Origin of the sequence: Microbacterium sp., assembly GCF_035556355.1 — a bacterium.
Taxonomy (GTDB): Bacteria; Actinomycetota; Actinomycetes; order Actinomycetales; family Microbacteriaceae; genus Microbacterium.
On sequence record NZ_DATMFG010000043.1, the window covers coordinates 22240 to 48668 of the forward strand.

Consider the following 26429-nt stretch of genomic DNA (forward strand, 5'->3'; position numbering starts at 1 on the left):
GGTGGTGCGTGTGACGAGGATCATCGCGGGCAGAGCCGGCTCGATCGTGCTCGACGTGCCCGACGCCGGCACGCGGCCCACGAGCGATCGCGTGCGCGAGTCGCTGTTCGGCGCGCTCGATTCGGCCGGCGTCCTCCACGGGGCATCCGTCGTCGACCTGTACGCCGGCTCAGGGGCCCTCGCCCTCGAGGCGATGAGCCGCGGTGCGGCGTCGGCAGACCTCGTCGAGAAGGCGCCGCGCGCGGCATCCGTCGCCACCCGCAACGCGCGCAAGGTCGAGAAGGCGATCGGACGCGACGGCGCGATCCGCGTGCACCGGTCGTCCGCCGACGCGTTCCTGCGCACGGGGCGCGGACCGTACGACATCGCGTTCCTCGACCCGCCCTACGACGTGCGCGAGGCCGAGCTGACCGCCACGCTCGAGCTGCTCGTGCCGACGCTCGCACCCGACGCGGTCGTCGTGATCGAACGGGCGTCGCGCTCGCCCGAGCCGTCGCTGCCCGCAGGCCTCGAGCACACTCGCGACAAGCGCTACGGCGACACGACCGTGTGGTGGGCGGCCGTCGTCTGAGGCGCTTCGCCGCGCGCCGGTCAGCCTCGGCCGGCGTCCCAGTCGTGGTACGGATCCCACCCGCCGCGCCCCGCGTGCGGTCGCCCGTCGACGAGCACGGCATCGGCCCCGGCCGCGCCCACCCGCCCGATGGCGACGAACCCTTCGGGCAGCGTCGCATCGGGCGGGAACGTCGCGAGCAGCGCGTGGTCCTCGCCCCCCGCGAGCGCGGTGCCGGGATCGTGGCCGAGTCGCTCGGTCGACAGCTCGATCGTGACGCCGGATGCCGCGGCCATCCGGCTCGCGTCGAGCACGAGCCCGTCCGACACGTCCATGAGCGCGGTCGCGCCCGCATCCGCCGCGACGGGTCCGAGCGCGATCGGGGGCGAGGGCCGCAACTGTGCGTCGAGGTCGACGACGTCCTGGGCGGTCAGGGCGGAGCGGTCGATCGCGACGGGGGTGCCGGAGTCGTCGCGGAACCTCTCGAACAGCAGTGCGAGTCCACGACCGGCATGCCCGAGGGCTCCGGCGACCGCGACGACGTCCCCCTCGCGCGCGCCGCTGCGCAGCACGGGCTCGCGTCCGTCGAGCGAGCCGAGCGCGGTCACCGCGATCGTGAGCGTGTCCGACACCGTCAGGTCTCCGCCCTCGACACGGCACCCGGGGGCGAGGGCGTCGCACGCGGCCCGCAGCCCGTCGGCGAGACCTTCCACGACCGACACGCGGGTGGCGTCGGGCATCGCGAGCGCGACGAGCAGTGCCGTCGGGCGCGCGCCCATGGCCGCGACGTCGGCGAGGTTCACCGCCGCCGACTTCCATCCGAGGTCGAACGGCGTCGACCATGCGAGTCGGAAGTCCGGCCCGTGCACGAGCGTGTCGGTCGTCGCCACCACACGCCCGTCGGGCGACGCGAGCACCGCGGCGTCGTCGCCGGGCCCGACGAGCGCGTCGCTCGGCCCGAGCCGATCGAGGATCCGCCGCAGGACAGCCGCTTCGCTCAGGTCTCCGACGGTGGGATCGTGCTCGGTCACCTGACCACGGTAGCGAAACGGATGCGGCGCCTCCCGCCACGCGGCATCCGCCCCTCCCCCGGCACGGACCACGCGACGGCCGCGACTAGCCTGGAGAGGTGACCCGCTCGCTCCGTGCCTCCGCCGTCGTGCTCGTCGCGCTCGCCGCGACCGCGCTCACCGGGTGCTCGACGACCGTGGCGATGCAGCCCGCCCCGGATGCGAACGATCCGCTGTGCGCGGACGTCGTCGTGCGACTCCCGTCGACCGTCGACGGGCAGGCGAGGCGATGGACCGACTCTCAGGCGACGGGCGCGTGGGGCGATCCGGCGGCTGTGCTGCTCACGTGCGGGCTCGAGCCGCCCGGGCCGTCGACCCTGCGGTGCATCACCATCGGCGGCGTCGACTGGCTCGTCGATGAATCCGAGTCACCTCGCTTCCGCCTCACGACCTACGGGCGCACGCCCGCCGTGGAGGTCTACCTCGACAACGAGCTCGTGTCGCCGAACGACGCGCTGGACGACCTGAGCCGAGCCGTCGCGATGATCCCGGCCACGCGCGCGTGCACCGCCCCCGAGGCGCCGCCCGAGGAGTGACGGCCTCTCTGTCAGGCCGCGCGCTCGAGCGCCGTGTCGATCAGCTCCGAGATGAGCTCGGGATACGTCATGCCCGACGCGATCCAGCATTTCGGGAACATCGAGATCGGCGTGAAACCGGGCATCGTGTTGAGCTCGTTCACGAAGAACTCGGTGCCGGTGAAGAAGAAGTCGACGCGCGCGAGCCCCTGCCCGCCGATCGCCTCGAACGCGCGCACCGCGATGCGCTGCATCTCGGCGAGCTCGCCCTCGCGCAGGTCGGCGGGGCACACGAGGTCGACGCCGGGGGCGTCGAGGTACTTCGCCTCGAAGTCGTAGAAGTCGCGCCCCGTGACGACGATCTCACCCGCGACACTCACGCGCGGCAGCGCGCCGTTGCGACCGGGGAGCACCCCGCACTCGACCTCGCGCCCGACGACGGCCTGTTCGACGAGCACCGTCGAGTCCTCGGCGAACGCGGTGTCAAGGGCTGCGTCGAGCTCCGACCAGTCCGACACCTTCGAGACGCCCACGCTCGAGCCGGCGCGGTTGGGCTTCACGAACACGGGGAGACCGAGCGCCCGCATCCGCGATTCCCACAGCTTGCGTTCGCGCGCGAGGTCGGCGCGTGTGACGGAGACCCACGGCACGACGGGCACGTCCGCCGCCTTCAGGATGCTCTTGGTGACGTGCTTGTCCATGCCGATCGCCGACATGAGCAGGCCGGCTCCGACGTACGGGATGTCGATCAGCTCGAGGAAGCCCTGGATCGTGCCGTCCTCGCCGAACCGACCGTGCAGGATGGGGAACACCACGTCGACGTCGCCGAGCGAGCGCTCTCCCGAGGCGTCCTTGACCTTCAGCTCACGACTGAGGGCCGAATCCGGCCACACGATGCGCGTGCCGTTGTCGACGACCTCCGGAAGCCGCTCCGGGTCGAGCGTGAACTTGTCGGGGTCGTCGTCCTCGAGGACGAACGCACCGTCGCGTGTGATCCCGATCGGGATCACACGGTAGCGGTCACGATCGATCGCCCGCAGCACCCCTCCCGCCGTGGCGGAACTGATCGAGTGCTCGCTGGAGCGACCGCCAAAGAGCACCGCCACCGCCGGCTTGTCCATTCTGAGTCCTCTCCCCCTTCGGGGTGTCGTCGTCGGTCGTGAGATGCGGAGCGATGTCCTTCGGGTTCATGGTGCCGTCGAGCACCATCTTCACCTGCTCCACGATCGGCATCTGGACGCCCACCTCGCGCGCGAGCTGGAGGATCGGGGCGACTGAGGCGAGGCCCTCGGCGGTCTGGTTCATCTGCTTGACGACGTCGTCGAAGCGGTAGCCCTGGCCGAGGAGCCGCCCCGCGGTGTTGTTGCGGCTCAGCGGCGACTGGCACGTCGCGATGAGGTCGCCGAGCCCCGCGAGGCCCTGCAGGGTCTCGGGGTGGGCGCCGAAGGCCACCGCGAAGTCCGTCATCTCGACGAGGCCGCGCGTGATGATGGACGCCTTCGTGTTCTCGCCGTAGCCCACGCCGTCGACGATGCCGATCGCGACGGCGATGAGGTTCTTCAGCACGCCGCCGAACTCCGTGCCGATCACATCGGTGTTCACGAACGTGCGGAAGTAGCGGTTGCGCGCGCGCCGCGCGACGGCATCCGCCGTCTCCTGACTCGTCGACGAGATGACGGCGGCCGTCGGCTGCTCGCGTGCGATCTCGAGGGCCAGGTTCGGGCCGGATGCCACGGCGATGCGCGCCGGGTCGCAGTGCAGCTCCTGCTCGATCACCTGGCTCATGCGCAGGCCCGTGCGGCGCTCGACGCCCTTCATGAGCGACACGATCGGCGCCTCGGTGCGCATGACGAGCGGCCGCACCGCTTTGAGGTTCTGGCGCACCGCTTGGCTCGGGATCGACAGGTACACCTGCTCGGCACCGTCGAGCGCCTCGGACAGGTGGTGCGTCGCGGTCATGTTGCGCGGCAGGTTGATGCCCGGCAGGTACTCGCTGTTGCGCTTCGCCTCGGCGATCTCGTGCGCGAGCTCAGGTCGGCGCGCCCACATCGTCACGTGCGCGCCGCCGTCCGCGAGGATCTTGCCGAAGGTCGTGCCCCAGCTGCCCGCGCCGATCACCGCGACACGGGGCAGCGAGGCGTCCCTACGACTCAAGGCGCCCCGTCTCGGTCTGGCCGTGCGCTGCGGGGTTCCAGCGCTCCGGCGGGGCGGGCTCGCCGCGCAGCTGGGCGAGCAGATCGGCGATGCGCGCCATCACGACGTCGGTCGCCGCGACGAGGGCGGTCTGCGACGACTGCTTGCCGGCGAACTCCGACAGGTCGACGGGGTCGCCGACGATGAGCTTCACGGGCTTGCGCAACGGCCACAGACTCAGCTTGCCGTAGCGCGGCAGGATCTGCTGCACTCCCCAGTGCGCGACGGGGATCACCGGGATGCCCTGCGCGAGCGCGAGCCGGACTGCACCCGTCTTTCCGCGCATCGGCCACATGTCGGGATCGCGCGTGAGACTGCCCTCGGGATACACGATGATGCCCCGCCCGTGCTCGACGATCTCGGCCGACGCCTCGAGCGTCTGCCGGGCCGCCGACGCGGTCGACGCGCGCGCGACGGGCACCATCCCCGTGCGGCGCAGCACCCACCCGAACACCGGAATGCGGAACAGGCTCTCCTTCGCGAGGAACCGCGGCGCACGCCCGAGCCGCCACGTCGCGACGGCGACGATCAGCGGATCGAACTCGCTGTAGTGGTTCGGCGCGAGGATGTACGCGCCATCACGCGGGAGCTTGTGCCCGTCGACGATCTCGACCTTCGTGATGAGCCCCATGATGGGCACGATGATCGCCGCGAGCGGCCAGAAGATGCTGGGCCTGGACTTCTCGGGCGTGGCGCGTGGCCGGTCCTGCTTCATCGCCGCCGTCAGCCGATGACGTCGAAGTCGGCGCCGAGGGTCTCGAGCTTGGTGAACAGCTTCTCGTAGCCGCGGCGGATGATCCCGACATTGCGGACGATCGACTCGCCCTCAGCCGCGAGCGCCGCGATCACGTGGCTGTAGCCGCCGCGGAGGTCGGGCACGACGATGTCGGCGCCGTGCAGCGGCGTGGGCCCGTTGATGACCGCCGCCTGCTCGAGCGCGCGGCGAGGCACGCGGCGGTAGCCGCCTTCGAGTCCGTGCGGGTGCACGACGATGTTCGCGCCCATCTTGACGAGCGCCTGCGTGAAGCCGAAGCGGTTCTCGTACACCGTCTCGTGCACGATCGACTCGCCCTCGGCCTGGGTCAGCGCGACGATGAGCGGCTGCTGCCAGTCGGTCATGAACCCGGGGTGCACGTCGGTCTCGACGATCACGGGCTTGAGGGCACCCGCGCGACGGAACTGGATGCCGTCCTCGTGGATGTCGAACCAGCCGCCCGCCTTGCGGAACACGTTCAGGAACGTCAGCATCTCCTGCTGCTTCGCGCCGCCGACGAAGATGTCGCCGTCGGTCGCGAGGGCCGCGCACGCCCACGACGCAGCCTCGTTGCGGTCGAAGATGCAGCGGTGGTCGTAGCCTCGAAGCTCTTTGACGCCCTCGATGAGGATCACGCGGTTGGGCTCGTACGAGATGATCGCGCCCATCTTCTGCAGCACCGCGATGAGGTCCATGATCTCGGGCTCGATCGCCGCGTTGCGCAGCTCGGTGACGCCCTCCGCGCGTACGGCCGTGAGCAGCACCTGCTCGGTCGCCCCCACGCTCGGGTAAGGCAGCTCGATGTTGGCGCCGTGCAGGCCGTTGGGCGCCGACAGGCGGATGCCGCTCGGCAGCTTGTCGACGATGGCGCCGAAGCGGCGCAGCGCGTCGAGGTGGAAGTCGATCGGGCGGTCGCCGATGCGGCATCCGCCGAGATCGGGGATGAACGCCTGGCCGAGCAGGTGGAGCAGTGGTCCGCAGAAGAGGATGGGGATGCGCGACGCACCCGCGTGCGCGTCGATCTCCTCCATGTGGGCCGACACCGCACCGCTCGGGTCGAGATGGAGGACGCCCTCCTCCTCGCCGTCGATGACGGTCACGCCGTGCACCTCGAGCAGCGACCGGACGACCTGCACGTCGCTGATGCTCGGCACGTCGCGAAGTGTGCTCGTCGATTCGCCGAGGAGCGCTGCGACCATCGCCTTGGTCGCGAGGTTCTTCGCACCTTTGACCTCGACACGGCCCGTCAGCGGCCGGCCGCCTCGGATCCGGAGGGTTTCGCCGGAGGCCTCCTTCTCTGCTGTCGCGGGGTCGGTCGACGGGATGAGAAGGGGGGTCTTCATGCGGTGAACCTCACTTGATTGTTCGAGGGCGCGGGTCGGGCGGAGCCGCCTTCGTGGGGCGGAGCCCTGGCTTACGGAACGGGAAGTGTCCGCGGCCGCCATGCCTCGCGGCGCGCCTCGAACTGCGCGATCTTGTCTTCGCTGCGCAGCGTGAGTCCGATGTCGTCGAGACCCTCGAGGAGCCGCCACCTAGTGTAATCGTCGATCTCGAACGGAACCGTGAGCGCGCCGAGAGCGGCGGTTCGCGCCTCGAGGTCGACGGTCATGCGGATGCCGGGATCGGCGTCGATCGCCGCCCACACCGCCTCGAGATCGGTCTCGGAGATGACCCCCGTCAGCAGGCCCTGCTTGCCCGCGTTGCCGCGGAAGATGTCGGCGAACCTCGGGCTCAGCACGACCTTGAAGCCGTAGTCGCGCAGAGCCCACACGGCGTGCTCGCGGCTCGAGCCGGTCCCGAAGTCGGGGCCCGCGACGAGGATGCTCGCCCCTGCGAAAGCAGGCTGGTTGAGCACGAACTCGGGGTCCTGGCGCCAGCTCGCGAACAGCGCATCCTCGAAGCCGGTCTTGGTGACGCGCTTGAGGTAGACGGCCGGGATGATCTGGTCGGTGTCGACGGCGGAGCGCTTCAGCGGTGCGACGACGCCGGTGTGGGTCGTGAACTTCTCCATGCTCAGGCCTCCGTCCTGACGCCGCCGGATCCGGTGATCGAGTAGTCGGCGGGTGTCGACATGTCGAGGTCCGCCGGACTCGACAGGGTGCCCCGCACGGCGGTGGCGGCGGCCACGAGCGGCGAAACGAGGTGCGTGCGACCGCCCTTGCCCTGGCGGCCCTCGAAGTTGCGGTTGCTCGTCGAGGCGCAGCGCTCCCCCGGCGCGAGCTGGTCGGGGTTCATGCCCAGGCACATCGAGCACCCGGCGAACCGCCATTCGGCGCCGAACTCCTCGAAGATCTTGTCGAGCCCCTCCGCCTCGGCCTCGAGGCGCACGCGGGCGGAGCCCGGCACGACCATGACGCGCACGCCATCGGCCTTCTTGCGGCCCTTCACGATCGAAGCGAACGCACGGAGGTCCTCGATGCGGCTGTTCGTGCACGAGCCCATGAACACCGCGTCGACCGGGATCTCCTTCATCGGGGTTCCCGGCACGAGGTCCATGTACTCCAGCGCGCGCTCGGCGGCGGTGCGCTCGTTCGGGTCGTCGAAGTCGTCGGGAGACGGGACCACACCCGACAGCGAAACGCCCTGGCCGGGGTTCGTGCCCCATGTGACGAACGGCTCGAGCTCGCTCGCGTCGATGAAGACCTCGGCGTCGAACACGGCGCCCTCGTCGGTGGGAAGCGTGCGCCAGTACGCGACCGCGTCGTCCCAGTCCTTGCCCTTGGGTGCGTGCGGACGGCCCTTCAGGTATTCGAAGGTCGTCTCGTCGGGCGCGACCATGCCCGCGCGGGCGCCGGCCTCGATCGACATGTTGCAGATCGTCATACGGCCCTCCATCGAGAGGGACCGGATCGCGCTGCCGCGGTACTCGAGCACATAGCCCTGACCGCCGTTCGTGCCGATCTTCGCGATGACGGCGAGGATGATGTCCTTCGCGGTGACGCCGGGCTTGAGCTCGCCCTCGACCGTGATCGCCATGGTCTTGAACGGCTTGAGCGGCAGCGTCTGCGTCGCGAGCACATGCTCGACCTCGCTCGTTCCGATGCCGAACGCCATCGCACCGAACGCACCATGCGTCGAGGTGTGGCTGTCGCCGCACACGACCGTGATGCCCGGCATCGTCAAGCCGAGCTGTGGGCCGACGACGTGCACGATGCCCTGCTCGCGGTCGCCGAGCGGGTGCAGTCGCACCCCGAACTCCGCGGCGTTGCGGCGAAGGGTCTCGATCTGCGTGCGGCTGGTGAGGTCGGCGATCGGCTTGTCGATGTCGAGCGTCGGCGTGTTGTGGTCTTCGGTGGCGATCGTCAGATCCGGACGCCGCACGGGCCGCCCCTCGGCGCGCAGGCCGTCGAACGCCTGCGGGCTCGTCACCTCGTGCACGAGGTGGAGGTCGATGTAGATCAGGTCGGGCTCGCCGTTCTCGCCCTTCACGACGAGGTGGTCGTTCCACACCTTCTCGGCGAGCGTGCGCGGGTGGTCGGGGATACCGGGGACAGGGCTGCTCATTGGTTGGTCGTTCTCCTCGGAATGGGGCTTGCGCCCTCACTGAATCGGGCCCGCGACGAACTCCGCGACGAGGAAGGCCTGAGAACTAGGACTCGTCGCGGCCGCTAAGGAGAAGGCGAGCGATCCGCACCCGGAAAGGTTACCACCGGCTTCGGATGCCGCGGCGCAACGCTATATCGCCCGCCGCTGCGCGACGAGCGGGCACTCGAAAGGATCGCGCTCGCCCAGTCCGACGCGGTTGATGTAGCGCACGACGATCCGGTAGGCCTCGATGAGGCCGGTCGCGGTGTAGGGGACGCCTCGACTCTCGCAGTACTCCGAGACGAGGCGCGCCGCGCGCCGCAGGTGAGGCCGCGGCATCGACGGGAAGAGGTGGTGCTCGATCTGGTAGTTGAGCCCGCCGAGCACCGCGTCGAGGATCCACGGGCCGCGGATGTTGCGACTCGTCCGCACCTGGCGTGAGAGGAAGTCGAGTCGCGCCTCCTTGGGCACGAGCGGCATGCCCTTGTGGTTCGGCGCGAAGGACATGCCCATGTACACGCCGAAGACTCCGAGCTGCACTCCGAGGAACGCCGCCGCGATCCCGGGCGAGAGGACGAGGAAGACGAGCGCGACGTATCCGCCGAGGCGCACCGCGAGGAACGCGATCTCGACCCATCGACGCTCGACGCGCTCGCGCGCCACGACCCGACGCACGCTCGACGCGTGCAGAGACAGACCCTCGAGCAGGAGGATCGGGAAGAAGAACAGTCCCTGATGGGCCAGGATCCACCTCGCGAAGGCGGGGCGGGGCTTCGCGACCTGGTCGCGCGTGAGCGAGAGCACAGGCAGGTCGATGTCGGGATCTGCTGCGACCTTGTTCGGGTTCGCGTGGTGGCGGGTGTGCTTGTGACGCCACCACCCGTAGCTCATGCCGACCAGCAGGTCGCCGAGCAGGAGGCTGATCCAGTCGTTCCACCGCCCGGACACGAAGATCTGGCGGTGCGCGGCATCGTGTCCGAGGAACGCGATCTGCGTGAAGATCACCGCGAGACCCACCGCTGTGAACATCTGCCACCACGTGTCGCCGATCACGATGAACGCGACGATCGCGATCCCGAGCGCCACCGGCAGCAGGATGATCTTCGTCCAGTAATACCCGTAGCGGCGGCGCATCAGCCCGGACTCGCGGACGACGGCGGCGAGCTCGGTGAAGTCGCTCGCGGCTCGGTCCGGGGTTCGCGGCTTCGTTGTGCGGACTCCCGTCGACATTCCGACCTCCTTTGGTCGATCCGAGAGCCCTCGGAGCACGTTCCCCCGGTTGTCATCCGCACGCTACGCGTGCGACCTGAGTGCGCTCCCAGTTATGCGCCGGAATCGGTGTCCGGATCCGTCCTCCGGGCCGCGGCACTCGCGGCATCCGCGGCGGCCAACGCGGCCCGGCGGTCGCGCGCCGACGCCCACAGACTCGCGATCGTCGCGACGGTCATCGACAGCACGATGACGCCGAGCGACATCCACGTGGAGATCTCGGGTGCCCATTCGATCGGCTCGCCGCTGTTGAGGAACGGCAGCTCGTTCACGTGCATCGCGTGAAGGATGAGCTTCACGCCGATGAAGGCGAGGATGAACGCGATGCCGTAGTGCAGGTACCGCAGCCGGTCGAGGAGGTCGCCGAGCAGGAAGTAGAGCTGGCGCAGGCCCATGAGGGCGAAGATGTTCGCGGTGAACACGATGAACGGGCTCTGCGTGATGCCGAAGATCGCGGGGATCGAGTCGATCGCGAAGAGCAGGTCGGTCACCCCGATCGCCACGAACACGATGATCATCGGCGTCCACATCTTCTTGCCGCCGACGACCGTGCGCAGCTTCGCTCCGTCGTAGTGGTCGGAGATGTCGATCGCGCGACGCAGCAGGCGCACGACGAAGCTCTCCTGCTTGACGTCGTCGCCCTTGTCTCCGCCGGGGAACGCCTGACGGATCGCCGTCCAGATGAGGAACGCGCCGAACACGTAGAAGATCGGGCTGAAGTGCTCGATGACGGTCGCGCCGACGAGGATGAACAGGCCGCGCAGGACGAGCGCGATGATGATGCCCACCATCAGCACCTCCTGCTGATAGCGCCGCGGCACCGCGAACTGCGTCATGATCAGCACGAACACGAAAAGGTTGTCGATCGAGAGGCTGTACTCGGTGAGCCAGCCGGCGACGAACTGACCTGCGAACTCGCCGCCGGCGAAGATCCACATGAGGCCGGCGAAGATGAGCGCGAGCGTCACGTAGAACACGACCCACAGCGACGACTCCTTCGTCGTGGGGATGTGCGGGCGCTTGAGGATCAGCAGCAGGTCTGCGAGGAGGATGAGCGACAGCCCGACGAGCGAGCCGATCTCGAACCAGAGGGGGAGGGCGAGGTCCATGCGGGCCTTTCAGGCGAAGGGGTCTGAAACGTCTGGAAAGTCTCTCCCCGCAGCAGAACCGCAACTGCGTCGCACGCCCGGGGCCCCTCCGACAGAGCCCGTGATGACGGACGGCGATGACGGGATACTCCCTTTCGCGGGTTTCAGGATACAGTCCGGCGGGCGATGAGGAGGCCGTTGCGGATGCCGCGCCCCCGGCGCGCCGGTGAGACGATCCGCTCCTCGCCGACACCAACACTGTGAGAGACAATGGTGCTCCGCGACGGCGCTCACAGCGGCGCGCGGTGCGAGCCGAGGGATGGGGATGGACGCACACGACGCGCACGACGATGCCGAGCTCGTGGCTCTGGCCGCGCGCGGAAGCGAGCACGCCTTCCGCACGCTGTATCGCGCGTACGTCCGTCCGATCTACTGGCTCGCCCACGGACTGCTGCACGACGCGTCCGATGCGGAGGACGTCACGCAGGAGACCTTCCTCGTGGCGTGGCGGAAGCTCCCGGGCCTCGAGCTCGCGGGCGACTCGCTGTTGCCGTGGCTCGCGACGGTGTGCCGTTTCCAGGCGGCGAACCGGATGCGGGCGCAGCAGCGCGACCGCCGCCACACCGCCGCCGCGGCCGACGAGACCATCCCGTCGACCGTCGACGTCGAACAGCAGGTCGTCGACGCGGAACTCGCGGACCGGATCCTGCGCGAGGTCGAAGGGCTCAGCCCGCTCGATCGCGAGATCTTCCGGCTGTGCGCCACCGAGGGCTACGCGTACCAGGCGGCGGCCGACGAGCTGGGCGTCGCCCACGGCGTCGTGCGCAATCGTCTCTCCCGCATCCGCACGAGACTGCGGACCGTCGTCAAGGAGAGCACATGAACACCGAACAGCCCACCGAGGTCCGTTCGGGCACCACGCTTCCCGAACTCACCGACGAGCGCATCGACGAGATCGAGAACGCGCTCTTCGCCGACATCGCGCGCGAACGGGCCGCGCGACGCACGCGCCGGAGCCGTTGGATGATGGCCGGCGGCGCGGCCGCCGCGGTCGTCGTGATCGCGGCGGCGGTCCTCCCTCCCGTCGTGTCCTCGTTCATGGCTCCGCAGGGCGCGGGCGACAGTGCGTTCGTCGGCACCCAGTCGTCCCCCGAGGTCGGCGGCGGCGCGGTCGCACCCGACATGGGCGAGGCCGACGGCGGGATCGTCGACCTCGCCCCGGGCGGAGACGACGCGTCCTCCGCGAGCGGCGACGCCACCGAAGAGGGCGCGAGCACGCGCGAGATCATCACGACGGCGACCGCGACCGTGGTCGTCGACGACCCCGAAGAGGCGGCGCAGGCGATCGGCGCCGCAGCCGAGGCGCGCGGCGGGTATGTCGAGTCCATGCGCATCGGCAAGACAGGCGTCACAGGTCCGGCCGACGGCTCGGGCGCCGAGTACGACGTGATCGTCCCCTACCCCACGCCGATCGACGGGGCCTGGATCACCGTGCGCGTGCCTGCCGATCAGCTCACGGCGCTGACGAGCGACCTGTCGGAGTTCGGCGACGTGACGGCATCCGCCATCCAGCGCGAGGATGTCACCGAGCAGGCCGTCGACCTGCGCGCCCGCATCGACGCGACCCAGGCGTCGGTGGACCGGCTGACCGAGCTCATGTCGCAGGCGGGAAGCCTGAGCGACCTCATCGAGGCCGAGCGCGCGCTGTCCGAGCGGCAGGCGATGCTCGAGTCGTACCGGCAGCAGCTCGAGTCGCTCGAGGGGCAGGTGCAGATGTCGACGCTCACGGTGACGCTCACGACCGAGCCGGAGCCGGTCGAGGCGAACCCCGCCGGGTTCGGCGACGGCCTCGCCGCCGGGTGGAACGGGCTCGTCGCGACGGTCAACGGCATCGTCATCGGCCTCGGGTTCCTCATCCCCTGGATCGCGGTCGCCGGCGTGGTCGGGCTCGTCGTGTGGGGAATCGTGGCGCTGGCGCGTGGGCGGCGGCGCCGGGTCCGGACGGATGCTCTCGCGGAGCGCCCGAAGGACGACGCCTCGGCCCGGTGACCGCGGCCGCGGCATCCGGTCACTCCAGACGTGCGCGCAGGTTGAGCGCGTCCCGCACGGCATGGCCCTCGCCGTCGTTGTTGAAATAGCAGAGCACGCTGTGCCCGGCGGCACGCCATTCGTCGATGCGCTCGGCCCACCAGTCGAGGTCGGCGTCCGAGTAGCTGCCGACGTAGAGGCGGTCGTCGTCGGGACCGTGGAATCGCACGTACACGAGCTCAGCGGTCGCGCGGAGCTCGCAGCGCAGGTGCGCACCGCTCATGACGCAGTAGCTCGCACCGTGCCGCTCCAACAGCGCGAAGACGTCGTCGTGGACCCAGGACGGATGCCGCAGCTCCACCGCCGCCGGGACGCCGGAGGGCAGCGCGTCGAGGGCTGCGGACAGACGATCGTCGTCGCGCTCGAGATCCGGCGGCAGTTGCAGCAGGAGCGGGCCGGCGTGGTCGCCGAGCGCGGCCATGCCCTCCGCGAGGCGCTCCGTCCACAGCTGCGGCGAGCGCAGTTTGCGGGCGTGGGTCAGGCCGCGAGGCGCCTTCACCGTCATGAGGAACCCGTCGGGCAGGCGCGCCTCCCACGCCCGGAACCCGTCCGCGCGCGGCCAGTGGTAGAAGCTCGAGTTGAGCTCGACGGTGTCGAAGCTCTCCGCGTACACCTCGAGGCGGCGCCCGGACGGCGTGCCGCGGGGGTAGAGGACGTCATTCCAATGGTTGTAGCTCCAGCCTGAGGTGCCGACGCGCACGTCGCCGGGCCGCAGACCCGCGTCACGTGGTGTCATGAGTCGCCCTCCGCCTGTGCGAGCCACCACCGTCGCCGTCGCGCCGCATTGTGTCAACCCCCTCGAACCGCGGCGAAGTCCCGCCCCAGCGTGACCTCGCGCACGTCCCGACCCTGCCGGCGGACAGCAGCACCCGCCTTGCGTGATCGCCGGTCCGAGGCACATCGACGCCACTCGGTCAAGCCCCTTTGTGCTGACCCACACGATTCTTACGTTGGCCGCTCCGCTCACTGCTACGGGCGGTCGGAGGTGGAACGTGAGAAGCGGAAACTCGAAGGCGTTCGGCGGGCTGATCCTCGTGAGCGCCGCCGCGATCGTGGTCACCGGATGCGCCGTCGGAACCGGCCAGTCCGAGACCGCCGACATCGACTTCTCGTCGGATGCCGAGCTCAGCGGCACGCTGAGCGTCATGGGCTTCTCGGGGGTCGACGAGGTCGCGACGTCGCGCATGGAGCTCGCCGAGGAGGCGCTCGGCGACGTGACTGTCGACCTCATCGAGGGCGACCTCGATCTGCAGCAGTTCCTCTCGGCGGTCGCCACGGGCTCCCCGCCCGACATCGTCTACGCCGATCGCGACCAGATCGGCTCGCTCGCCGCACGCGGCGCCGTGCTGCCGCTCGAGGACTGCATCGAGGGCGAGGGCATCGACACGGGGCAGTTCGTCCAAGCCGCGATCGACCAGGTCACCCTCGACGACGAGGTCTACGGCATCCCCGAGTTCAACACCGTGCAGCTCACGATGGCGAACGCCGACCTGCTGTCGGCGGCCGGCGTCACGATCGAAGACGTCAACGGCTCCGACTGGGAGGCGATGAGCGCTGCCAACCAGGCGCTCACGAAGTCGGACGGCGGCCGGCTGAGCGTCATCGGCGTCGACAGCAAGCTCCCCGAGTTCCTGCCGCTGTGGGCGAAAGCCAACGGCGTCGACCTCATCTCGGCGGACGGCAAGACCGCGCAGCTCGACGCCCCTGAGGTCGTGGAGGCGCTGGAGTGGGCGGTCTCGATCTACGACGATCAGGGCGGCTTCAGTGCCGTCAAGGCCTATCGCGACTCGGCCGACTTCTTCGGCGCGGGCAACCAGTTCGCGACGGGCGTGCTCGGGGCGATGCCGATGGAGCAGTGGTACGTCAACGCCCTCAATGACGTGTCGCCGGATGCCGCGATGGAGTTCGACACCGTCCGCGACCGCAACGGCGAGACGCTCGCCTATGCGGCCGGCTCGGCGTGGGCGATCCCGGCGGGAAGCGAGAACCCGGAGGCCGCATGCCGCTGGGCGCGTGTCATGACGTCGATCGACGCGTGGCAGGCCGCAGCCGAGGCGCGCATCGAGGTCCGCGAAGGCGAGGGCAAGCCGTTCACGGGCATCCTCACCGGCAACGCGCAGGCGGACGAGATGATCTCGGGCATGGTGACCTCCGGTGGAGAGCCGTGGGACACCGCCGTCGAGAAGATGTACGAGGCGAACGACGCGACGTTCTCGATGCCGGCCAACCCGGCCGACGCCGAGTTCGAGCAGGCGCTCCAGGACGCCGTCAACGCCGTGCTCAACGGCCAGGCGGAGCCCGCCGAGGCGCTCGCGAATGCGCAGGAGACGGCTCAGTCCGCGCTCGACGAGGCGTGGGCCGACCTCGATTCGAGGGACTGATCCGAGGTGAACGCCTCGACCGCCGTTGCCGCGCCGGCGATGACGCCGGAGCGGCAACGGTCGCGCCGCCGCGCCAAGCGCAGGAACGTCGCATCCGCTTTCTTGTTCCTGTCGCCTTGGCTGATCGGATTCGCCGTGTTCACGGCCTGGCCGATCCTGTACAGCGCGTACCTGTCGCTCACGGACTACGACGTCATCAACGACCCGCGGTTCATCGGGTTCGACAACTACGCGCAGCTGTTCGAAGACCCGAAGATCGCTCTGGCGATCGGCAACACCCTGTTGTTCACGGCGCTGCAGGTGCCCGCGTACGTGATCGTGTCGCTCCTGCTTGCGCTGCTGCTGGATCGGGCGGGACGAAGCGCGGGGTTCTTCCGGACGATCTTCTTCCTCCCGAAGATGACTCCCCCGGTCGCGGTCGGCATCCTCTTCCTGCTGCTGTTCAACGGGCAGAACGGGCTCATCAACACGGTGCTCGGATGGTTCGGCGTCGCCGGACCCGCGTGGACGACCGATCCGGCGTGGGTCAAGCCGGGCCTCATCCTCATGAGCCTGTGGACGGTCGGGGCATCCGTCATCATCCTGCTGGCCGCGCTCCAGGACGTGCCGACCGAACTGTACGAGTCGTCGAAGCTCGACGGCGCGGGTTTCTGGCGGCAGTCGTTCAGCGTGACGCTCCCCCTGATCAGCCCCGCGCTGTTCTTCATCGTCGTCGTGAACACGATCGCGGGACTGCAGACCTTCGATGAGGCGTACACCGCGTTCTTCGGATCGGGCAACACGACCTACAGCAACGACGCCGCGCTGTTCTACGTCATCTACCTGTTCCAGCAGGCGTTCGAGTTCCTGCACATGGGCTACGCGTCGGCGATGGCGTGGCTCCTGTTCGCGATCATCATGGTCGTCACCGCGGTGCAGCTCATCGTGTCCAGGCGGCTCGTCTACTACGAGGGCGAGGCGCCGAGATGAGCAGAGTGCTCCCCCACGGTGCTCCTGACCGCGAGTACGAGACCGATCCGCTGCCGAGCGGACCGCTCACGACCCTCGACTCGATCAGGGTGCCGAACGCGCGCGAACTGCGACGGCGATCGGATGCGGGCGCGGCCTATCGCCGCCGCAGGCCGTTCATACGCGGGCTCGTCATCGCAGCGCTCGTCGTGCTCGGCGTCGTGTTCGCGTACCCGTTCATCTGGCTCGTGAGCGCGTCGTTCAAGCCGCGCGGCGAGGTGTTCGACAACCGGCTCATCCCGAACACATTCACGTTGGACAACTACGTCACGGTGTGGCAGGAGGCGCCGCTCGCGCTGTGGCTGCTGAACACGCTGGTCGTCACAGTGCTCGCGGCGGTCACGGTGACCATCTCGAGCGCGATGGTCGCGTGGGGCTTCTCCTACTTCCGCTTCCGCGGACGCGGCGTGCTGTTCGGACTCGTGCTCGCGTCGATGATGCTCCCCGGGGCGGTCACGATGATCCCGACCTTCCTCATCTGGAACGCCCTCGGATTCGTCGGGACCCTCGTGCCGCTGTGGGCGGGGAATCTCTTCGCGAGCGCGTTCTACGTCTTCCTGCTGAGGCAGTTCATGCTCGGACTGCCGCGCGACCTGTTCGAGGCGGCGCGCGTCGACGGAGCCTCGCAGTGGACCCTCTTCTGGCGCATCACCCTCCCGCTGTGCAAGCCTGCGCTGGCCGTCACCCTCGTCTTCGAGGTGCAGGCCGTATGGACCGACCTCATGCGCGCGCTGATCTATCTGCGCGATTCGTCGACCTTCACGATCCCCCGCGGACTCAAGTCCCTCGTCGACGCCTTCGGCTTCGGGGGCGAGTGGCACTGGGAGATCATCGTCACCGCGAGCGTCATCGCCACGATCCCGATGATCATCGTGTTCTTCATCGGGCAGCGGCAGATCATCCAGGGGGGTGAGTACCAGCGGGTTGAAGGGGTGAAGGGGAAACGACAGAAGCCCGGTCCTGTGGACCGGGCTTCTGTCGTTGGTGGTGACCCCAGCGGGATTCGAACCCGCGTTACCGCCGTGAGAGGGCGGCGTACTAGGCCGCTATACGATGGGGCCGTTTGTCAGCCGTTCAAGTATGCCATGCGGGTTCAGGCCGACCAAATCGAGCCCGGGATGGGGCATCCGGCTTGCCGTCGCCGCCTCATGGCCGGTTGACTCGAACGCATGCGAGTGACGAAGTATGAGCACGCGGCGCTGACCGTCCAGGATTCCGGCAAGACCCTCGTGATCGATCCGGGATCGTTCACCAACCCCCTCGACGAGCTCGAGAACGTCGTCGCCATCATGCTCACGCACGAGCACCCCGACCACTGGACGCCCGACCACCTCGATCGACTGCTCACGAAGTTCCCCGACACCCCCGTCTTCGGACCGAAGGGAGTCGCCGACGCCGCCGGTGGGTACGACGTCACCGTCGTCGGCCCCGGTGAGACCGTGACGGTGGACCCGTTCACGCTGCGCTTCTTCGGCGGTCGTCACAACGTCATCCACGAGTCGATCCCCGTCGTCGACAATGTGGGCGTGCTCGTCAACGACACGTTCTACTACCCGGGCGACTCGTACGCCGTGCCCGAGGGCGTCGAGGTGAAGCTGCTCGCCGCACCCCTCGGCGCACCGTGGCTCAAGATCGGCGAGGCGATGGACTTCGTGCTCGCCGTGAAGCCGCGCCGCGCGTTCGGCACGCACGACATGACCCTGTCGGTCATCGGCCGCGGCATGCACCGCCAGCGCCTCAAGTGGGCCACGGAGCAGAACGGCGGCGAGTTCCTCGAGCTCGACCCGCGCGACAGCGCCGACGTCTGATGCGCCGGTATCGTCGGCTGAATGCCCGATAAGCCCGCAGCCGAGATCACCATCGACGACCCGCTGATCCGCCGCCTGCTCGCAGATCAGGCGGCGGACGTCGTTCCCGATGCCGCCACCCGCCCGCTCTCGCTCGCCGAGTCGGGGTGGGACTGCGAGATGTGGCGCCTCGGGGACGACCTCGCGGTGCGGATGCCGCGCCGCGCAGTCGCCGCGAGGCTGCTCGTACACGAGCATGAGGTGCTGCCGACGCTCGCGCGCCTGATCGCGCCGAGCGGTATCGGCGTGCCGGCCCCTCTGGTTCAGGGCCTGCCGTCGGGCGGCTACCCCTGGCGGTGGTCGGTTGTTCCGTGGTTCGACGGGACGAGCGCTCTTTCCGTCCCGCGCGCGGAGCGCACGCCGTGGGCGCCCGAGCTCGCCCGCGCGCTGCGTCTCATGCATGTGGAGGCTCCGGCGGAGCATCCGGTGAACCCGTTCCGCGGTGTGCCGCTCGCGGATCGCGACGAAGCGGTCGAGGCGCGCCTCGCGGCGCTGCACGAGAGACGCGCGGCACCCGACGAACGACTGCGCACGGCCCAGGAGCTGTGGCGCGCGGCGGTGGCGGCGCCCGCCCATTCCGCTCCTCCGGTGTGGATCCACGGCGACATGCACCCGGGCAACCTCGTCGCCCACGATGGCCGGCTCGCCGCGATCATCGACTTCGGCGACGTGACCGCAGGAGATCCCGCGTACGACCTCGCGATCGCCTGGCTCGCGTTCGACGCGGCGGGTCGGGAACGCTTCATAGCGATGCTCGCCGACCGGCACGACGAAGCCACGTGGACGCGTGCGCGCGGATGGGCGGTGGCGGTAGCCGCGACGCTCCTCCAGCACAGCGACGACAACCCCGCGTACGCCGCGCTGGGTGCCGAGGCGCTCGCCGAAGCGACGGCGTGATCGTCAGCCCTCGATGATCCTCGGGCCCTCGCCGACGTGCACCCACACTTCGACGACCTCGCCCTTCAGGATGAGCCGGATGGTGCTTCTCTGCGGGAGGTCCGGGTCGGTGAGCTCCTGCAGCCCGTAGTCGTCGGTGATGTCGAAGACCGCGCCGAACTCGGCGGGCGCGCACCCGCCGTTGAGCCAGCGGTCGCCGACGGCGGCGAACAGACACTCCTGGTCGGAGTCGTTGATGCCCGAGACCACCTGGAGGTCGCCGAACGCCTCGTGGAGGCGGATGTCGTCCCTCTCGAGCTCGTAGTACACGAGGGCGCCCTCCGGCAGGAACACGATGTCCGACCCGACGCGCGAGGAGTCGATCCCGAGCCGCGCCGCAGGCTGCGCCGAGGCGGCAGCGCCGAGTCCCACGCTCGCGACCGCGCCGACGATGACCGCGACGACGGCGATCGTCCACCGCGGGATGCGTCGCCACCACGCTGCGATGCGCGCGAAGAACCCCTTCGGAGCGGGTTGTTCGACCGGTGGGGCGGTCTCGGCTTTCGTCTCGGCTGCGGCGGCGGCATCCGTCGCGCTCCGATCGTCACCGGACGACACGGATGCCGCGCCCGCCCCCGCGGGCTGGGCGCCCATGGGCGCGGGGGGCACGTCGGCCACGTCGATGACCGCGGCAGTCTCGGGCTGGATCGGCGCTGCCGCCTCCTCGACCGCGGCGTCCACGCTCGTGGGCGCCTGCCCCTCGACGGGTGGGGCCGCGTCTGCCACCGTGCCGGGGCGCGCGAGGTCTTCGAGCTCCTGCAACCGCGCGACCGCGTCCTGATCCTGCTCGATGTCGGCATCCGGGCCGTAGGCACGCCGCCGGAGAGCGGCGAGCTCATCCAAGCGCTCGGGCGACAGCGACGATGCGGTCATCCCTCCATTATCGCCGCCCGCAAGCGGGCGGCGGGACCACACCGGCGCCCACTGAATGGAACGATCGTTGCCCGCGGTTTCGGCGGCGCCCTAGCGTCACGGTTGCCCGGCACCCGCTCCCCGCTCGGGCCTCGACGCGACTGATCGAAGGAGATCTCACGTGAAATCGGTATTGCGCTCCGGCATGGCGCTGGTGACGGCGGCGGTGCTGGGCGCCGGCATCTTCGCCGCCACGAACACGATCGCGAGCCCGGGCAGCACGGCCGGCAGCGTCGCGATCGCCGGCCAAGGGAACAACGGAAACGGCAACGGCAAGGGGCTCGGCGGACAGCCGACCACCGCCGACGCGGTCTATCTCGATGGGATCAAGGACTACGGTGTGTGCCGCGGCGTCGATCCCGCCTGCTACAACGACTGGGGGCAGGGCTGGACGGAGGGCGAAACGAAGCGGATCCTGATTTACAGCCGCACGGTGGGTCCCCGCCACGCACACCTCGGCACCGCGCTCGCACCCGGGCTGAACCCGCCGCTCAATCCGAACAACGTCGCACAAGCTGCGCTCAAGGCGTGGGCCGAGGAGCGCGGCATCCAGGTCGACTACACCGAGGACGTCTCACGCATGACGAGCCTGAACAACTATCAGGCCGTGGTGTTCCTCAGCCCCACGCGTGACACCCTCGACGACAACGCACAGACGGCGCTCATGCAGTTCGTCCGGCGCGGCGGCGGTTTCGTGGGCATCCACAACGCGTTCGGCACGGAATACCACTGGCCGTGGTACGAGGGCCTGCTCGGCGGCGCGAACTTCTACGACCACGCCCCAAACCGGGCGGGCACGATCGAGACGATCAACGACGACGACGTCTCAACGGCCGGCTTCCCCGCGACGTGGGACTTCCGCGACGAGTTCTACAACCTCGTGCCGTACCCGAGCTATGTGAACGTACTTCTCGAGGTCGACGAGGCCACGAGCCTCAACGGACGTGCAACCGGTCATCCCGGGCATGGCGCTGAGCACCCGGTCAGCTGGTGCCACTACTACGACGGCGGGAAGGCGTTCCTCACGACGCTCGGCCACGACGTCCAGTTGTGGACGGGTGACCCGAACGGTGAGATCGCCAACGAGGAGTTGTTCAAGCAGCACATCGTCAACGGCCTCGAAAGCGTGATGGGTATTCAGCCCTTCTGCCAGGCCTGAACTCGACGAGCCCGGACGCGAATCGCGTCCGGGCTCGTTGCGGTTCGCACGGAACAACGATTACGTTCGGATCCGGGAGCGCTGGGGCTAACCCGGGAAGGGAGATCCGATGTCGCGCCTCACCTCCAGCGACGATGAGCGGCCGATGTCCGTCCTCGATCGCATCCTCGCGGTCCTCGATGCGGTCAAGACCGCAGGTGGTCCCACCACCGTCAGCGACATCACGGCTCGTACCGGCATTCCGAAATCGACCGCCGCGCGCCTGGTCAGCGATCTCGTCGAACGCGGCTATCTCGCGCGCGATCGGAACGGTATCACCCTCGGTCTCCGGCTGTTCGAGCTCGGCTCCCTCGCCACCCAGCCGCGACGCCTCCTCTCGGTCGCCGCACCGGTGGTGCGCGACCTGTCTCAGCACACCGGCGAGCGCGTCGGCCTCTGGGTTCAGCAGGGCACCGACATGGTCTCTCTCGCCGCCGTCCCGGGGCGGCTCCCCATGCTCCCGGCTCGAGCGGGAGTGCGATCCCCCGCGCTCACGACCGCGAGCGGCAAGGCCTACCTCGCCTTCTGCGAGGACCCGCACATCGTGGAGCGTGTAGCCGCTCCACTCCACGACGGCGACGCGGACCGCTTCTACGACGAATTGACGGCAGTCCGATCCGTCTCGTCCGCGACCGACCCCGGGCAGTCCTACCGGGGTGTTCTCGCGGTCGCGAGTCCGATCCTCGGTGCCGAGCAGCGTGTCGTGGGCGCGATCTCGATCGCCGGCCCTGCCGACAGCATGCGCGCGGCCGATGTGGAGCCGCTCGTCCGCGGAGCCGCGATCTCACTGACGCGCCGACTCGCCGCAGCCTGACCATGCGCACGGCGGCCTGGAGTGACTCGGTGAGCGTGCTCGACCGCATGAGCGCCGTCCTCGAGGCTTTCGGCGTTGGGGAAGGTCTCGGCGTCACCGAGCTCGCTCGACGTGCGAACCTTCCGAAATCCACCGTCTCTCGCATCGCGGCCGACCTCGTGGCAGAGGGCTATCTCGATCGCGTGGACGGCCGCCTCTACCTCGGCATCCGCCTGTTCGAGCTCGGGCAGAGCGTTGAGCACCCCCGCCGCCTCCGCCAGGCGGCCATACCGACTCTCAGCAGGCTCCGCGATGCGACAGGGCACCATGTGCACCTCGCGATCGCGGACGGAGACGACGCACTCGTGATCGCGACCTCCCTCGGGCGCAGCACACCCCTCGCAGCCGCACATGTCGGCCAGCGCCTGCCGCGCTCCACCACCGCGCTCGGCGCCGCGCTCGAAACGCTTCGCGAGCGCGGCACGGAGCAGGACGTCGTCACGACGTATGAAGCAGACCACGGCGACCATGTGTGCGTCGCGAGCCCGGTGTTCGAGCGGGGCACGGTGGTCGCAGCCCTTTCGGTCAGCGGTGGGATCGACGAGCTCGATCCCGTCCAGACCATCCCACTCGTCCGTCACACGGCCGCGGCGCTGAGCCGCAGGATCGCGGCCGCGTGACACCACGACGCGAAGAATGGGGAGGGGCGCTGAGCGTCCCCTCCCCACTCTCATGATCGATCAGTCGGACAAAGCCCTGATCCCTTCGTACGCGGCTAGGGTCTCGCCGTCGTAGTAATCGGCGAAGTACGCCTCGGCCTTCTCTATGAAGGCGTCGAGGTCGATCTCGCCCTGCTCGATCACCGTGTACGCCGAGTCCGAGCGGTACTCGTCCAGGATCTCATCGGTTTCGTCCTCGACGCAGATGCGGTTCTCGTCGCGGATCTCGTGGATCGTCGACTCGAGCACTGCCGTCTGCTCCTCGTTGAGCTTCTCGAAGGTGCGATCGCTCACGATGACGAACTGGAGTCCGACGTTGTGATTGTTCAGAACCACCGTGTCCAGCACCTCGTCGTAGCCCGACGAGTGGGTCGCGGGGATCGGATTCTCCTGCCCGACGGCGATCCCCTGCTGCAGGGCTGAGTAGAGCTCTTCGACCGCGACCGACACGGGGCTGTCGACGCCGAGAGCAGCTGCGTTGGCGAGGAAGCCGGGAGAGTTCGGGAAGCGGATCGGCACACCCGACAGGTCGCCCGGACTGCGGACCTCGATGCCCTTCGTGGTGAAGGTCCGGTTCCCGAAGAACCACCCGTCGACGATCTGCACACCCGTGGCTTCGTGGAAGTCGGCGAACAGATCAGCGGCACCCTCGTCGATCCACCTGAAGGCGTGGTCGACGTCATCGAAGGCGTATGCGGCGTCGACGGCCTCGATCGGCGCGAATGTCGTCGCGAGCTCGGACCCGCCCAGGAGGTCGATGTCGATGTCTCCGGCCTGCGTCATCGGGAATCGATCCGCGTGCGGACCCAACTGACTCGCGGGGTACAGATCCACGGTGAACCCGAGGCCGGACTCCTCGAGACGCTCCTTGAGGAGTTCGACCCCGCAGTAGTAGTTCGGAGTCTGCTCGTTCTGCGTGAGCGAGACGGTCAAGGTCACCGGGTTGTCGCCACCGTCGCCTGCCGGGGGGTTCGTCTCGCCACCGCTGCACGCCGCGAGGGCGAGCGTGGCGACGGCGATCGCCGAGGTGGCGACGAGGCCTCGGCGCATGGACTGCGATGTGGTCATGTGCGTCTCCTTCTGTGTGCGCATCCTTGCGCTGCTGCGTGCTCCGACTCTTGCCGGAGCCGATGGTCCCGTCGAAAGTGCTCCCGACGAGTGGAACGGGCTACCTCGACAGCGCGTGCGCAGCCCTCACCGCGAGGTCGTAGCCGAACGATCCGGCACCCGCGATCACCGCCGTCGCGACGGCAGACACGAGTGAGTGCCGGTGGACGATGTCCCGGGCGTGGATGTTCGAGATGTGCAGCTCGACGAGAGGAACACGGAGCATCCGCAGCGCGTCGAGCACCGGAACGGACTGGAAGCTGAAGCCTGCCGGATTGATAACCACGGCGGCGGCGTCGCGGAACGCGTCGTGAAGCCACTCGATCATCTGGTGTTCCGCATTGGTCTGAGCGAAGAAGAGCTCGAAGCCGAATTCGCTGGCGAGCCGCTCGACGGATGCCTGGATGTCGGCGAGCGTCGTGGTGCCGTAGATCTCGGGCTCGCGCTGTCCCAGCATGTCGAGGTTGGGGCCGTTGAGCACATAGAGCTTGCGGGTCAAAGTCGGTCCTTTCGAGATCACAGCCCGAGCATCGTCGGCACGATGGTGACGATCTGCGGGAAGAGAGTCAGGAGCAGAAGCACTCCGAACAGCGGAACAAGGAACGGCAGTATGCCGCGGAAAAGCTCACCCATCGGCCGGCGCGTGATCGACCCCACGACGAAGAGCACGGCGCCGACGGGCGGCGTCAGCGACCCGATCATGAGGTTGACGATCATGATCACGCCGAGGTGCACGGGGTCGATGCCGTAGCCCGAGACGATCGGCATGAGGATCGGAACGAGCACGAGGATCACCGGCGGCGCCTCCAGGAAGACCCCGAGCAGGATGAGAAGCACATTCAGGAGAAGAAGGAACACGATCGGGTTGTCCGTGACGCCGGCGAGCCACTCGCCTAGTCCGCGTGACACCTGCTCGCGGGCGAGCACCTGTCCCAGCAGGTTCGAGGCCCCGATGATGAGCAGGATGCCGCCCGACATGATCACGGTCTCCTTGGCTGCCTTCCAGAAGGTGGCCCAGGAGAGCGTCCGGTATACGGCGCCGAGCACGATCGTGACAGCGGCGGCCACGCCGGCGCTCTCCGTGGGCGTGAACCATCCGCTGAAGATCCCACCCAGGATGATGATCGGCAGAAGGGCGGGTCCGAGGACGCGCACCGTGGCCGTCCCCAGCATCCGAACGTCGAAGGGGCGGCTCCCCGTGATCTCGGGGTGCAGCCGCACCCAGATGGCGATGTACACCGCGAGACCGACCGCCATGAGCGCAGCCGGGAGCACCGAGCCGGCGAACAGTGCACCGGTCGAGATCGACGCCGTTGCCGCGAACAGGACGGCGGGGATGCTGGGCGGCATCACGGTGCTCAGCAGCGAGCTGGAGGCCGTGAGTCCTGCCGAGAAGCCGTAGGGATACTTCGCCTTGAGCATCTGCGGGATCTGCACCTTGCTCGTGGATGCGGCGTCGGCGAGTGCCGATCCGCTGATCCACGAGAACCCGATTGCAGTGCCGAGGTTCACGAAGGCGAGGTTGCCCGGCAGACGTGGCAGGAGCGCGCGGGCGAAGTCGTAGAGCCGAGTGGCGATGCCGAGGTGATTCGACAGGGTGCCGACGAAGATGAACAACGGGACGGCCAGGAGCGGGAAACTGTTGATTCCGTTGAGCATCGAGGTCATCGCGTAGCCTGCGGACAGGCCGTGGCTCGTGAAGTAGATCATGCTGGGCAGGATCATCGCGAAGGCGACCGGCACCCGCAGTAGAAGGAGCACGACGAGGAGGAGAGCGAAGAACCAGAGGTCCATGATCAGCCCTCCATCTCATCGATCTCGAGCCGACGCTCAGGCCGATTCGCGTGCCGGATCTTCCAGACCGAGTGGATCGCCGCCGAGACGACGCCCAGGAGTGCGAAGATGTAGAGCACGCCGAGCGGAATGCCGATCGCGGCGCTCTCCCGACTCCACTCGAGGCCGATCTTGACCCAGGCGTCGTAGGCCATCCACGCGCACGTTCCCGCCATGATCACCGCCGATACGATGCGCAGCACCGCGAACAGCGGCCTCCCCTCGAGCAGCTGATCCCACAGCTCGATCACGATGTGGCCGTTGCGTCCTGTGAGATAGCCGATCATGGCGAAGGTCATCGCGATCATGCTGAGGAGTGCGAGCTCGCCCGCGCCGAGCCAGGACACCTTGGGGAAGTACCGACCGATCACCTGCCACATCACGCCGATGAAGATCCCCGCGAACAGCACGACGCTTACGACAACCTCGACGCTCGACAGCACTCGTAGGAACCACGGCTCGGGAGGCACTCCGACATTCACGTCGGGCGAGGTGTAGACGGTCTCGGTGTGGCCGTAGATGGATTCCTCGGGTTCGTCTCGTCGGCTCATCTGCCGCGTTCTCCCTTCCGACGCGACGGCGTCTCTGCCGTTCGCGCTTCACTCTGACGACGATTGCGAAGGTGCCAAAAAGGGATCCCAGC

Annotated in this window: 27 protein-coding genes, 1 tRNA gene and 1 pseudogene; 12 read left to right on the top strand and 17 right to left on the bottom strand. The window is 68.8% G+C overall.

What is annotated here, in order from left to right; genetic code table 11:
- Window positions 1–10: 10 nt before the first annotated feature.
- Window positions 11–571 (top strand): 16S rRNA (guanine(966)-N(2))-methyltransferase RsmD, encoded by a 561-nt coding sequence (gene rsmD, locus VNR19_RS12015; protein ID WP_325727054.1) that lies wholly within the window; start codon window positions 11–13, stop codon window positions 569–571.
- 20 nt (window positions 572–591) lie between these two features.
- On the opposite strand, the gene thiL is transcribed toward rsmD, so the two are convergent.
- Entirely contained in the window at window positions 592–1581 is a 990-nt protein-coding gene (gene thiL / locus VNR19_RS12020) for a thiamine-phosphate kinase (RefSeq protein WP_325727056.1), read from the bottom strand.
- Window positions 1582–1679: 98 nt separating this feature from the next.
- Between thiL and VNR19_RS12025 the strand changes: the two genes are divergently transcribed.
- Entirely contained in the window at window positions 1680–2156 is a 477-nt protein-coding gene (locus VNR19_RS12025) for a DUF3515 family protein (protein WP_325727058.1), read from the top strand.
- Window positions 2157–2167: 11 nt separating this feature from the next.
- Here VNR19_RS12025 and VNR19_RS12030 read toward each other — a convergent pair whose 3' ends face one another.
- The 8 genes from VNR19_RS12030 to VNR19_RS12065 form a co-directional block, all read right to left on the bottom strand.
- Entirely contained in the window at window positions 2168–3256 is a 1089-nt protein-coding gene (locus VNR19_RS12030; RefSeq protein WP_325727059.1) for a D-alanine--D-alanine ligase family protein, read from the bottom strand.
- Window positions 3156–4289 (bottom strand): NAD(P)H-dependent glycerol-3-phosphate dehydrogenase, encoded by a 1134-nt coding sequence (locus tag VNR19_RS12035; RefSeq protein ID WP_325727061.1) that lies wholly within the window; start codon window positions 4287–4289, stop codon window positions 3156–3158. Before VNR19_RS12035 ends, VNR19_RS12030 begins: the two co-directional genes overlap by 101 nt.
- Window positions 4279–5043, bottom strand: a complete 765-nt coding sequence (locus VNR19_RS12040) for a lysophospholipid acyltransferase family protein (RefSeq protein WP_325727062.1) — start codon at window positions 5041–5043, stop codon at window positions 4279–4281. Before VNR19_RS12040 ends, VNR19_RS12035 begins: the two co-directional genes overlap by 11 nt.
- An 8-nt stretch (window positions 5044–5051) precedes the next feature.
- Window positions 5052–6425, bottom strand: coding sequence for a UDP-N-acetylglucosamine 1-carboxyvinyltransferase (gene murA / locus VNR19_RS12045; protein WP_325727064.1), 1374 nt, complete (start codon window positions 6423–6425; stop codon window positions 5052–5054).
- A gap of 71 nt (window positions 6426–6496) precedes the next feature.
- The gene (leuD, locus tag VNR19_RS12050; protein ID WP_325727066.1) at window positions 6497–7093 is read right to left on the bottom strand and encodes a 3-isopropylmalate dehydratase small subunit; all 597 of its coding nucleotides are present in this window, start codon (window positions 7091–7093) and stop codon (window positions 6497–6499) included.
- 2 nt (window positions 7094–7095) lie between these two features.
- Window positions 7096–8586: a 3-isopropylmalate dehydratase large subunit gene (leuC, locus tag VNR19_RS12055; RefSeq protein WP_325727068.1), complete on the bottom strand. Its 1491-nt coding sequence runs from the start codon at window positions 8584–8586 to the stop codon at window positions 7096–7098.
- A 171-nt stretch (window positions 8587–8757) separates the two neighbouring features.
- Window positions 8758–9837: a fatty acid desaturase family protein gene (locus tag VNR19_RS12060; RefSeq protein ID WP_325727070.1), complete on the bottom strand. Its 1080-nt coding sequence runs from the start codon at window positions 9835–9837 to the stop codon at window positions 8758–8760.
- A 92-nt stretch (window positions 9838–9929) separates the two neighbouring features.
- Window positions 9930–10985 carry a TerC/Alx family metal homeostasis membrane protein gene (locus VNR19_RS12065; protein WP_325727072.1) on the bottom strand — a complete coding sequence of 352 codons (1056 nt, stop codon included), beginning with the start codon at window positions 10983–10985 and terminating at the stop codon, window positions 9930–9932.
- Between the two features lie 304 nt (window positions 10986–11289).
- Between VNR19_RS12065 and VNR19_RS12070 the strand changes: the two genes are divergently transcribed.
- Both VNR19_RS12070 and VNR19_RS12075 read left to right on the top strand, forming a co-directional pair.
- Window positions 11290–11847 (top strand): RNA polymerase sigma factor, encoded by a 558-nt coding sequence (locus VNR19_RS12070; protein WP_325727074.1) that lies wholly within the window; start codon window positions 11290–11292, stop codon window positions 11845–11847.
- Window positions 11844–13013 carry a DUF4349 domain-containing protein gene (locus tag VNR19_RS12075; protein ID WP_325727076.1) on the top strand — a complete coding sequence of 390 codons (1170 nt, stop codon included), beginning with the start codon at window positions 11844–11846 and terminating at the stop codon, window positions 13011–13013. The genes VNR19_RS12070 and VNR19_RS12075 overlap by 4 nt, the downstream gene beginning before the upstream one ends.
- Before the next feature lie 19 nt (window positions 13014–13032).
- On the opposite strand, the gene VNR19_RS12080 is transcribed toward VNR19_RS12075, so the two are convergent.
- Window positions 13033–13788, bottom strand: coding sequence for a DUF72 domain-containing protein (locus VNR19_RS12080; protein WP_325727078.1), 756 nt, complete (start codon window positions 13786–13788; stop codon window positions 13033–13035).
- 256 nt (window positions 13789–14044) lie between these two features.
- On the opposite strand from VNR19_RS12080, the gene VNR19_RS12085 reads away from it, so the two are divergent.
- On the top strand, window positions 14045–15433 hold the full coding sequence (locus VNR19_RS12085) for an ABC transporter substrate-binding protein (protein ID WP_325727080.1): 1389 nt from the start codon (window positions 14045–14047) through the stop codon (window positions 15431–15433).
- A 39-nt stretch (window positions 15434–15472) separates the two neighbouring features.
- Window positions 15473–16402 (top strand): carbohydrate ABC transporter permease, encoded by a 930-nt coding sequence (locus VNR19_RS12090; protein ID WP_414684161.1) that lies wholly within the window; start codon window positions 15473–15475, stop codon window positions 16400–16402.
- 136 nt (window positions 16403–16538) lie between these two features.
- On the opposite strand, the gene VNR19_RS12095 is transcribed toward VNR19_RS12090, so the two are convergent.
- Window positions 16539–16703: a hypothetical protein gene (locus VNR19_RS12095; RefSeq protein WP_325727084.1), complete on the bottom strand. Its 165-nt coding sequence runs from the start codon at window positions 16701–16703 to the stop codon at window positions 16539–16541.
- A gap of 100 nt (window positions 16704–16803) precedes the next feature.
- On the opposite strand from VNR19_RS12095, the pseudogene VNR19_RS12100 reads away from it, so the two are divergent.
- Window positions 16804–17280, top strand: a pseudogene (locus tag VNR19_RS12100) (carbohydrate ABC transporter permease); the annotation flags it as partial.
- A gap of 146 nt (window positions 17281–17426) precedes the next feature.
- Here VNR19_RS12100 and VNR19_RS12105 read toward each other — a convergent pair.
- Window positions 17427–17502, bottom strand: a tRNA-Glu gene (locus tag VNR19_RS12105).
- 108 nt (window positions 17503–17610) lie between these two features.
- On the opposite strand from VNR19_RS12105, the gene VNR19_RS12110 reads away from it, so the two are divergent.
- The gene (locus VNR19_RS12110; RefSeq protein ID WP_325727086.1) at window positions 17611–18249 is read left to right on the top strand and encodes an MBL fold metallo-hydrolase; all 639 of its coding nucleotides are present in this window, start codon (window positions 17611–17613) and stop codon (window positions 18247–18249) included.
- 21 nt (window positions 18250–18270) lie between these two features.
- Window positions 18271–19185 (top strand): aminoglycoside phosphotransferase family protein, encoded by a 915-nt coding sequence (locus VNR19_RS12115; RefSeq protein ID WP_325727088.1) that lies wholly within the window; start codon window positions 18271–18273, stop codon window positions 19183–19185.
- 3 nt (window positions 19186–19188) lie between these two features.
- Here the strand turns inward: VNR19_RS12115 and VNR19_RS12120 are convergent, their stop codons facing one another.
- A complete protein-coding gene (locus tag VNR19_RS12120) occupies window positions 19189–20097 on the bottom strand; it encodes a hypothetical protein (protein ID WP_325727090.1) in 909 nt (302 codons plus the stop codon).
- Window positions 20098–20257: 160 nt separating this feature from the next.
- On the opposite strand from VNR19_RS12120, the gene VNR19_RS12125 reads away from it, so the two are divergent.
- From VNR19_RS12125 to VNR19_RS12135, 3 genes are all read left to right on the top strand, one after another.
- Window positions 20258–21295, top strand: coding sequence for a ThuA domain-containing protein (locus VNR19_RS12125; protein ID WP_325727092.1), 1038 nt, complete (start codon window positions 20258–20260; stop codon window positions 21293–21295).
- Between the two features lie 145 nt (window positions 21296–21440).
- Window positions 21441–22148, top strand: coding sequence for an IclR family transcriptional regulator (locus VNR19_RS12130; protein ID WP_325727094.1), 708 nt, complete (start codon window positions 21441–21443; stop codon window positions 22146–22148).
- A gap of 29 nt (window positions 22149–22177) precedes the next feature.
- Window positions 22178–22807, top strand: a complete 630-nt coding sequence (locus VNR19_RS12135) for an IclR family transcriptional regulator (protein WP_325727095.1) — start codon at window positions 22178–22180, stop codon at window positions 22805–22807.
- 60 nt (window positions 22808–22867) lie between these two features.
- Here VNR19_RS12135 and dctP read toward each other — a convergent pair whose 3' ends face one another.
- From dctP to VNR19_RS12155, 4 genes are all read right to left on the bottom strand, one after another.
- Window positions 22868–23914, bottom strand: coding sequence for a TRAP transporter substrate-binding protein DctP (dctP, locus tag VNR19_RS12140; protein ID WP_325727096.1), 1047 nt, complete (start codon window positions 23912–23914; stop codon window positions 22868–22870).
- Between the two features lie 100 nt (window positions 23915–24014).
- Complete coding sequence (locus VNR19_RS12145; protein ID WP_325727098.1) at window positions 24015–24452, bottom strand: type II 3-dehydroquinate dehydratase; 438 nt, start codon at window positions 24450–24452, stop codon at window positions 24015–24017.
- Between the two features lie 17 nt (window positions 24453–24469).
- Window positions 24470–25747, bottom strand: coding sequence for a TRAP transporter large permease (locus VNR19_RS12150; protein ID WP_325727100.1), 1278 nt, complete (start codon window positions 25745–25747; stop codon window positions 24470–24472).
- A gap of 2 nt (window positions 25748–25749) precedes the next feature.
- A complete protein-coding gene (locus tag VNR19_RS12155; RefSeq protein ID WP_325727102.1) occupies window positions 25750–26337 on the bottom strand; it encodes a TRAP transporter small permease in 588 nt (195 codons plus the stop codon).
- Window positions 26338–26429 lie beyond the last annotated feature (92 nt).